Source organism: Accumulibacter sp., from assembly GCF_032229525.1.
Classification (GTDB): domain Bacteria; phylum Pseudomonadota; class Gammaproteobacteria; order Burkholderiales; family Rhodocyclaceae; genus Accumulibacter.
In genome coordinates, this window is record NZ_JAVTWB010000045.1 from 1 (window position 1) to 2983 (window position 2983).

Here is a 2983-nt window from a genome sequence, read left to right on the forward strand (position 1 = left end):
TTGTCCGGAACGCTGAACTCGCTGGTGGGGCGGTTCAAGGTCTAGCGCCGCGCACAGGGAGGGGGCGAGAGGGGCACTCAATGGCCGGACCCCGAGAGCCGAGCGAAAGCGAAAGCGACCGCCGCGTTGCGGCGGCGGCCGTATGGTGATCAGCCGCCGAGCCGGTTGCCGGTGTGGCGCAGCATCGGTAACTGGAACCGATGGCGCTTGTGCGCATCGGGACAGCTGAAAGCGAACTCGGTCGGTTCAGTCCGCCAGGCGTGGCTCAGACGGACGATGTATCGCCGCTTCGCTGACAAGCCGGCGATGCTGTAGAAGCGTTTGCTGTAGCTGCGCCCGGTACGATGATCGCTTGAGCGCGTTTCGGCCTTCCCCAGCCGAACCTCGGCGACCAGCTTGCGGTCAGCCGCATCGAGAACATAAACGCGCTCGATCACTTCGCGCTGCCCGCGGTCATCCAGTCCTTCAAAGCCGGTCTCCGAGGTGATGCTGCCGGTCACCTCGCATTCCTGCGCCTTTTCTGGCGGAGATGGCGGAGATGGTGGCGCTGGTGCAGGTGGTGCAGGTGGTGCAGGTGGTGCAGGTGGTGCAGGTGGTGGTGCGCCATCCGCGCCCGGCTCGGCGCAGGTTTCATAACGGAGAAAGCCGAAGCCTGCCTTGCGCAGCAGCGGCGCACTGAAGCGCGCCGTCGCACCCGGCGCGATATCCTGAATCCTGATCGATTGCGTTCCATAGCTGACGACTGGCAGCCCATTTTGTCGATCGTCGAAATGGGTGCTCAGGGAAAACACGGCGTCAACGCAGGGATAGCGCAATCCGGATCGGTTGCTGACCGCACCGACGATGTTGCCGGCTTCGCCGGCCACTTTCTCCGCGGAGAAGCTTATCGCCAGATCGTCCGCGGGCGCCGCCGAAAGGGTGGAGGAAGCGGCGAGTCCAAGCATGCAGAGCAAAACGCCAACCCACAGCGGGTGGCGGCAAGAAGTTCGAACGCTGAAGTCAAGGGAAGCCATGCGCATCTCCATGTTGGCGGTTGGCGTTGTTCTGCCCCAGCGAAGGCCTTGAGTTCAGCTCCCGGCGGGTCGACCTGTTGCGGATCTCTCCCTTGTCAGGACCGCGCGCTCTCCGGATGGTTCTGCTGCGAGAGCAAGTGGTGACCGATACGGTTCGACGTCGAGCCTCCTGCTGACGACGGCCGCGGAGATGCCTTCCATGGGCTGCATGGTTCGACCAGGAAAAGGCAAAAGGAAAGACCCGAAGGCGTGAACCTACTCTACCCGCATGACCCGCATGAGGACAAACGGGAGCCACAGCTCCCGTTGTGGTCGATATGGCGTTTGATCAGTTGGGATTGCCCTTCCTGCGCCGTGCCATCGCCAGTCCGGCCAGGGAAAGACCTAGGAGGGCCATCGTGGCGGGCTCGGGAACAGGCTGCTGCGTACCTTCCCCCAGAAAGGTCAGTCCATCAATGGTGTTGCTGATGTCACCAAACGGCTTGAAGCCGGCTCCAAGCAGTGTGCCGGTCAGACTGTACGGGGCGACCAGCCCGCCGGCTTGCCCGACCCACAGGATGCTGCTGTCAGGGTCGTAGGCCAGCGCGCCTGCCAGGTCTGGCACGGTGAAAACCGTGCTGAAGATGTTCGTTACGGGATCCCACGTTCCGACCTGTTTATTTGCCCAGTTGGTTATCCAGAGCTGGTTTCCAACCAGGGCCATGCCGACCACCTGCGGTACGGCAAATGTCGCGATTACCGCGCCGGTAAGCGGATCGATCTCCTCGATGTTGTCAGACCAGTGGGCGTGATAGAGCTTGCCACCGCTGAACTGCAGTTCTTCGTTGCAGCAGAAATTGGGGAAGCCGGCGGTCACCGTCGACAGCACATTGCCGTTGTAATCGATCGTGCGCAGGGTGTTGCTGTTCGGCGTGCCTGCATAGAGGAACCCGGGACCATCGCCCAGACCGTTCAGGTCGAAAGCCAAAGGAATATTGGTCTGGCTAACAAAGTTGGCCCCGTTGACCGTTGCCTTGACAAGGGTGCTAAAGCCTGTGTTGGTGAATTCTTCATTATCGGTGCCGATAAAAAGCACACCAGCCGATGCGACCTGCGCTGCAGCGCAGCCTGCCAGAGCCAAGCCGCCAAGCGCTTGTTTCAAGGTTTTCTTCATGCCAACACTCCTTGCTGAGAATTTCGAATCAGTGAGGCGGCGCAGTAACGCGGTGATGTTCCCGGCTGCCCTATTGGTCTTCAGCGGCTTGCCAAGTGCCATGTTCACCGCGAAAATGAGAAAAGCATAATTTGTGCCGGTTTATAACCCATTGCTTTATTGGTGCTTTTAATTCCCAGGTGAACAAAGTGTAAAAGTTTTCGACAGATTCCCTGGCCAGGACACGCGGCGAGAGCGTCCCGGCCAGCCCTTAAGCGCCCCACGAGGGAGACCATTTCCAACGCTTGGGGGCTTGGAGCTGGTTTTTGCACTCGTCCAGCCCTCCCGCTTAAAGGTCCTGCTGATGTGAGAGGCGGGGCGTTGGAGGCAGTCGCCGATGACCTTCATCAGGGTGCAAGCGCGGCTCACCAAGGCCTCCATGTTTCGCGAATTGTCACCGCAAGGCGCCGGCCGGGGCCTCGTTCATCGGACTCCTGCTTGGCGCGTCGGCCCTTCCGGTCCTTGTGGCGCTCACCGTTTCGGTGGCGCCGCCGAAGGACCTACTGGCAGTTCGGGTGAGCGAGAGGGGTGTTCTTTTTCCTGCATGGCCTTCTTGCAACGTGCTCGCGCCTCGCCATAGCCCCGCCAGAACACAGCTTCGGGCGCGTTGAACTGCGGTTGCCTGATTGACTCCTGGGGTCCGCCAGGGCGTGAGCGCCGGCATGCGAACTGACGTTTGCTCGCCAGGCGCCCTGTTACGCCGAGCGTTTTTCGATATGCTCAATCATCAACTGCGGCGTCTGGACGCCGTTGAAGTCGTTGATCGCCAGGCGGTAGG

At 61.0% G+C, this 2983-nt stretch carries 2 protein-coding genes; both read right to left on the reverse strand.

Annotation, left to right across the window (positions count from 1 at the left end; all coding sequences use genetic code 11):
* Positions 1-149 precede the first annotated feature (149 nt).
* Positions 150-1013: a hypothetical protein gene (locus tag RUW20_RS03000; RefSeq protein WP_313950713.1), complete on the reverse strand. Its 864-nt coding sequence runs from the start codon at positions 1011-1013 to the stop codon at positions 150-152.
* Positions 1014-1341: 328 nt separating this feature from the next.
* Positions 1342-2166 (reverse strand): PEP-CTERM sorting domain-containing protein, encoded by an 825-nt coding sequence (locus tag RUW20_RS03005; RefSeq protein WP_313950714.1) that lies wholly within the window; start codon positions 2164-2166, stop codon positions 1342-1344.
* Between the last annotated feature and the right edge of the window lie 817 nt (positions 2167-2983).